Source organism: Rubritalea sp. (assembly GCF_039830215.1).
Taxonomy (GTDB): Bacteria; Verrucomicrobiota; Verrucomicrobiia; order Verrucomicrobiales; family Akkermansiaceae; genus Rubritalea.
This window is the reverse complement of the sequence record NZ_JBDOPO010000118.1, coordinates 1-5,605: the sequence shown is the minus strand read 5'-3', so window position 1 is coordinate 5,605 and position 5,605 is coordinate 1. Positions and strand designations below refer to the sequence as shown.

Genomic DNA, 5,605 nt, shown 5'->3' with positions numbered 1-5,605 from the left:
TGAGAGGTCTGGGCTGAGTGTTGCTGAGAAAAGGAGATTTTGGCGTGACGCTGGAAGGAGCGAGAGGATTTTGTCGACTTCTTCCTTGAAGCCGAGGTTGAGCATCTTGTCCGCTTCATCGAGTACAAGAGTGGAAACTGAATTGAGGTTGAGCGCATTTTTATCGATCAAATCGAGCAAACGCCCAGGTGTGGCAACGACGATGTCGACTTTGCCCAGCGACTGCATTTGGGTATTGATAGAGGATCCACCGTAGATAGCGAGAGAGCTAATCCGCTGAGGAAGCTTAGCGGAGAAATAGCGAATGACCCCGAGCACTTGGTCGGCGAGCTCGCGTGTTGGAACCAAAATTAATGTTGCTGGCTCGCGGTGCTTAGCGCTGCTTTGCTTGAGAATGTTTTGTAGAATTGGCAGCACGAAACTAGCAGTCTTGCCCGAGCCCGTTTTTGCAATGCCCATGACATCCTTACGCTCCAGGATCGCCGGGATGGCTGCTTGCTGAATGGGTGTGGGGGTGTCGTGGCCATTGGAATCAAGGGCGGAGAGAAAAAGATCGCTGAGACCAGTGGATGAGAAAGACATGAATTGCGTGGTTGGTTGACAGCCATTTCTGGGGAATAACTCGACGAATAGCAAGGGCTATAGCGGTTGGTTCTGATTGACAGTTCGTATGTGCTGTGTGGGTATTCAGACCAGCTATGAAAAATTCCTTTAGTTATCTCCTTCTTTCGGCGCTCAGTGCGCTGGTTCTCTCTAGTTGTTCAGTTAGTTTAACGCAGAAGCAAAAAGACGCGATCACCTCGGTCAGCGTGTTGGACCACTCTGTGAATAAGAACGCCCAAATGCCAATCAATGGCACCGAAGCACCGAGTCACACTCACAAGGCTCCATTCATTTACACCGGAGATGAAAATTTCTCGAGCTCCGCAGCTACTGGTACCACTGGCCAGCTTTTTAAAGAAGCTGCAGATGCAGGCATGCTTGAGGTGCAAGCAAAGGGGTTCCAAAAGCAATACAAGACCGAACTAGAGAAGATGAACTCAGTGGTCTACCCGAAAATTGCGGAAGGTATCGAGAAAAGAGCGGTTGCTGCGGTGAAGGAGAATGGCTTTCTAGGGGGGCGTTGGGCAAAAAAATCTCCTCATTATTTTGATGGTGAAATCATCGCGTACGGGCTGCAGCGTAAGATCCGTAGGGGGGAAGAAACCTACCTTGAGGCCGTTGTGGGAATACGTGTTTGGTTTGTCTCGGAGGGCAAACAGCTCTTTAGCGAGTCGATTGTGATGCGCTCTCGAAATGCCCACACTGTGGCTTCTTATGTGGAGAATCCTGAGCTTCTCCGCACGGTCTTCGAAGAAGCTGGAAATAATTTCAGTGTGCAGTTCGAGGCATTGTTAGATAAGAGATTTGGTAAGTGAAATTCTAGCTTACAAATAAAAAAGGCGACCAATCGAGGTCGCCTTTTTTGTGAGAATTTCAATGGGGGGATCGATTAGACCATGCCGAGTTTCATTTTACCTTCCTCAGTGATCATGTCTTGGTTCCAGACTGGATCCCAAACGAGGTCTACCTGAGCATCTTCGATACTGTCGAGTGACATGATGCGCGCTTGTGCGTCAGCTGCGATGACTGGCCCCATGCCACAACCTGGCGCAGTGAGTGTCATTTTCACGTTCACTTCAGTCTTGCCGTCTTCCTTTTCAGTAAGCACGCAATCGTAAACGAGACCGAGGTTGACGATGTCGACTGGAATTTCCGGATCGTAAACTTCCTTGAGCATGCCCCAAACTTGATCTTCGAGTGGTGCGTCCTTGAGGGCGTTTATGTATTCCTTCTTCTCTTGGACTTCCGCTTCGTCGATGCCTAGGGCGTCTGAGTCCGTTGCAGAGATGCGAGCGAGTCCAGCTTGAGTCGCTACAGTGTAGCTGCCTCCAAGTGTTTGAGTGACAACTACTGGAGTGCCTACAGGCAGAGTGATAGCGTCACCGCTAGGGATCTGCACGGCTTCGATTTCGCGTTCGAGAATGATCTCTTGGTTCATGCGGTGACTGTTGGCGGGGAACTTGGAAGTTTCAAGAGAAAAGCCGATCATCGGTGAGAGTTTTGTCATTGAAGTAGTTACTCTTTACTAGAATAGGACTGCACTCGAGTAGGAGGCAGTCTAGGCGGGGTTTTATAATGGAGGTGAATTTCTGGCGTGACTTGAAGGCCAGAATACGCGATGGATCTCCTACAGATGAGTTCATTTACCCCTTTTCGAACAAAAATGGAGCAGGCTGGTGTCAGCGAAGCTGCTATTCTTAGTTTTCAGCGCAATTACGAGATCCTCGCATGTGGAAGTTCTACAGACATCACGGAAGCTTCTATCGAGCCGGTAGAAAAGTTGCCTGAGCTTGAAGAAATTTCCCAAGATGGTGAGGCCTTCTCAGCTGAGTTGTTAGCCAAAACAGTAGTGATCAAACTCAATGGTGGGCTAGGGACGAGCATGGGCTTACAGAAGGCTAAGAGCTTACTAGAAGTCAAAGATGGCTCCACATTCCTCGATATCATTGTTGATCAGATTTCTTACTTGCGAAACACTACCGGAGCTCAAGTGAAGTTTCTTTTGATGAATAGCTTCAGCACATCTGAAGACACTCTAGATCACCTTGCTCAGTATCCAGACGAAAGCCTTTCAGCTAAGGCACAAGTCGAACTGCATCAGAATCAGATTCCCAAAATTGATGCTAAGACGATGGAGCCTGTAGACTATCCAGCAAATTCTAACCTCGAGTGGTGTCCTCCGGGCCATGGAGATATCTACCCAGCAATCGCGGGTTCAGGTTGGTTAGATAAACTTTTATCCGAAGGGGTTAAGTACGCATTCGTCTCTAATTCTGATAACTTAGGCGCAGTCCTTCACCCAGGAATCCTGCGTTACTTCGCTGAAAGCGGTAAGCCATTTTTAATGGAGGCAACGCGCCGAACTGAAGCTGATAAAAAAGGTGGCCATTTGGCTATCCGTAAAGAGGATGGACAACTTTTGCTGCGCGAAGTGGCTCAATGTCCTGATTCTGATCTTGGTGAATTTCAAAATATTGCTAAGCACCAATATTTCAATACTAACAGCCTCTGGGTAAATCTTGAGTCGCTTAAGTCTGAGTTAGATGCAAAAGGTGGAGTCCTTCCGCTTCCTGTGATCATAAATAACAAGACTGTAGATCCTCGAGATAAATCATCGAAATCAGTGTATCAGCTAGAGACTGCAATGGGCGCTGCAATCGAGTGCTTCAAAGGGGCTGATGCTATTTGTGTTCCTCGCTCACGGTTTGCACCAGTCAAGACAACTGCTGATTTGTTCACGCTGCGTTCCGACGCATATGAGACTACTGAAGACGGGCGTATTGCCTTAGTCAAAGAACGTGAAGGTAAGCCACCAGTTGTCAGGCTGAGCGATGAATATAAGCTTGTGGATAGCCTTGAAGGACTGGGTGTTCCGTCTTTGAAAAGAGCCGCAGAGCTTAGCCTAAAAGGGCCTGTACGTTTTGCCGATATGGTAGAAATTCGTGGAACTGTGAGCATTAGTAACGAGAAATCTGACACATCTTGGATCGCTAACGGGATTTACAAAGATGAAGACGTTGTCCTCTAATTGAGGTAATATATATATACTTCATCCCAGCAAAAGGGCTTGCTCTAATCTAGAGTGAGTCCTTTTCTATTCTAGGGAACGGACTATTTTTTGTTAGAAATAGTGTGGCTTTGAAGAAATTGTTACCACATCTGGTTTTCTGCGCTTGCTATCGTTAAAAAATAACGGCAAAAACCGCGGTAATGGAGCAGTTCGGTTCACTTAATATCCCCAAGTCAGGCTACAAAGCCGTCATTTTCGATCTCGATGGCACACTAGTCGATTCAATGCCTGCGCATTTCCAAGCGTGGTGTGAAGCTTTAGCAGCCAATGGAGCTCCAAAGGATGTATTTCCTGAAGATGTGTTTTACTCAATGGGTGGACGCCCTACCAAAGACATCGTGAAAGAGATCAACGGTGAGTTCAATCTGGATTTAGATCCAGAGGCTATCTCCTACTCTAAGCGCAAAGCCTTCCTCGACCGACTCGACTTGGTAGAGCTGAATGAAGATGTGGTTGCTTTCGCCAAATCTCTACGAGGGAAAATGCCTGTTGGTATTGCTTCCGGTGGAAGCCGCAAGGTGGTGGAAGCCACACTAAAGACGACTGGTCTGTCTGAGCTTTTTGACGAGGTGGTGACCGCTGACGATGTGAAGTGCGGCAAGCCTGCTCCTGATGCCTTTCTCGACTGCGCTGAGCGACTCGACGTAGCTCCAGCAGATTGTTTAGTGCTAGAAGATGCCGCACCAGGCATTATGGCAGCTCAGTTAGCTGGTATGAAGGTGATCACGGTACCTGCAGCAATACACATTGTAGAATAAGCCGCAAATACTTACCTTATTCATTTCAAAATGCTCGAAGCTATAGAGGCTTCGAGTATTTTCTTTTAAGGAAAGCCGAGTGGGAAAACAATGTTGAGGACCATTGTTAGGAAAAAGTTGAAGATGAGGATAGCCAGAGAGGAAAGCACCATGGCATTGGTGGTTCCACGGCCAACGCCGACAGCTCCATTGCTCGCTTTGAGTCCTTGGTGGCAAGCAATGAGAACGATCAACATCCCAAAGACAAAGCCCTTGATCAGCGCTATACTGATGTCTGATAGATCAGTGTGCTGGCCCATGTGGTTGATCCAGTAGGATGATGACACGTGGAAGATTTGAGTGCCCACGATCCAAGCTGAGAAAATTCCAAAAAAGGCGGACTCAGCAATCAATAGGGGGATGGAGATCGCCATTGCACAAAAGCGTGGGGTCACGAGGTAGTCGATTGGATGGACATCCATTGAGCGTAATGCATCGATTTGCTCGGTGACTTTCATAGTACCAATTTCTGCCGACATTGCTGCGCCCACGCGGCCTGCGAGCATGAGACCGGTGATGGTAGGACCTAGCTCTCTTAGCATTCCTACACTAACGAGAGCTCCGCCCATAGTTTCCATCTTCATTTGAGAAAGTTGGAAAAGCGCCTGAGCGGCCAAAACTGAGCCGGTGAATGCACCAGTGACTATAACCACTGGCTGTGAACGATAACCAATCTCAGCGATTTGCTTCATCAGTTGCTGGTAACAGAATTTCCCTTTCAACACTGAGGCGACTACTTCCATTACCAGTTTGCTGAGCTCGCCCAAGTAGTTGAGAAAGCTGATAACTGGAGTTCCTATGATGCGAAGTGCGAGCACGCCTTGTTTTTAATCATTTAAGTGAGATGTGTGAAGCTAGAAGTGCGCAGATCACGCCCGCTTCATTGCAATCATACCTAGCCTGATCCAGACAATTGGCGTGAGCTAAGACTTAGAGCATTCCTCTTTTAGGAGATACATCCGGAGGAGGGAGGCTATGATCTCAGTGATTTTCCGTAGTGCTACAGGCTTGATTAGAAGGTCCAGGGAACAACTTAATGGGCGGTTTCAAGAGAACTGCATGTATCTAAAAGTCCTTTAAGTGAGCGCATTATTTCATTTTGCTATTCGCACTGCTTTTTGAGCTGAGATTGGAA

6 protein-coding genes are annotated in these 5,605 nt (G+C 47.7%); 3 read left to right on the top strand and 3 right to left on the bottom strand.

Features of this window, described 5'->3' with window-relative positions; all coding sequences use genetic code 11:
- The coding region (locus ABGY95_RS04020; protein WP_347440419.1) for a DEAD/DEAH box helicase at positions 1 to 582 on the bottom strand (582 nt) is incomplete at its 3' end.
- Positions 583 to 698: 116 nt separating this feature from the next.
- Between ABGY95_RS04020 and ABGY95_RS04015 the strand changes: the two genes are divergently transcribed.
- Positions 699 to 1,418, top strand: a complete 720-nt coding sequence (locus tag ABGY95_RS04015) for a hypothetical protein (protein WP_347440418.1) — start codon at positions 699 to 701, stop codon at positions 1,416 to 1,418.
- 74 nt (positions 1,419 to 1,492) lie between these two features.
- Here the strand turns inward: ABGY95_RS04015 and sufT are convergent, their stop codons facing one another.
- Positions 1,493 to 2,041: a putative Fe-S cluster assembly protein SufT gene (gene sufT / locus ABGY95_RS04010; RefSeq protein WP_347440420.1), complete on the bottom strand. Its 549-nt coding sequence runs from the start codon at positions 2,039 to 2,041 to the stop codon at positions 1,493 to 1,495.
- Between the two features lie 195 nt (positions 2,042 to 2,236).
- On the opposite strand from sufT, the gene ABGY95_RS04005 reads away from it, so the two are divergent.
- Entirely contained in the window at positions 2,237 to 3,631 is a 1,395-nt protein-coding gene (locus ABGY95_RS04005) for a UTP--glucose-1-phosphate uridylyltransferase (protein WP_347440417.1), read from the top strand.
- A 182-nt stretch (positions 3,632 to 3,813) separates the two neighbouring features.
- Complete coding sequence (locus tag ABGY95_RS04000) at positions 3,814 to 4,431, top strand: HAD family phosphatase (protein ID WP_347440416.1); 618 nt, start codon at positions 3,814 to 3,816, stop codon at positions 4,429 to 4,431.
- Between the two features lie 65 nt (positions 4,432 to 4,496).
- On the opposite strand, the gene ABGY95_RS03995 is transcribed toward ABGY95_RS04000, so the two are convergent.
- Positions 4,497 to 5,288, bottom strand: a complete 792-nt coding sequence (locus ABGY95_RS03995; protein ID WP_347440415.1) for an ABC transporter permease — start codon at positions 5,286 to 5,288, stop codon at positions 4,497 to 4,499.
- Positions 5,289 to 5,605: the final 317 nt, after the last annotated feature.

Coding starts and splice junctions, on each gene's coding strand:
- ABGY95_RS04015 (WP_347440418.1), top strand. CDS start 699: ATGAAAAATTCCTTTAGTTATCTCCTTCTTTCGGCGCTCAGTGCGCTG.
- sufT (WP_347440420.1), bottom strand. CDS start 2,041: ATGAACCAAGAGATCATTCTCGAACGCGAAATCGAAGCCGTGCAGATC.
- ABGY95_RS04005 (WP_347440417.1), top strand. CDS start 2,237: ATGAGTTCATTTACCCCTTTTCGAACAAAAATGGAGCAGGCTGGTGTC.
- ABGY95_RS04000 (WP_347440416.1), top strand. CDS start 3,814: ATGGAGCAGTTCGGTTCACTTAATATCCCCAAGTCAGGCTACAAAGCC.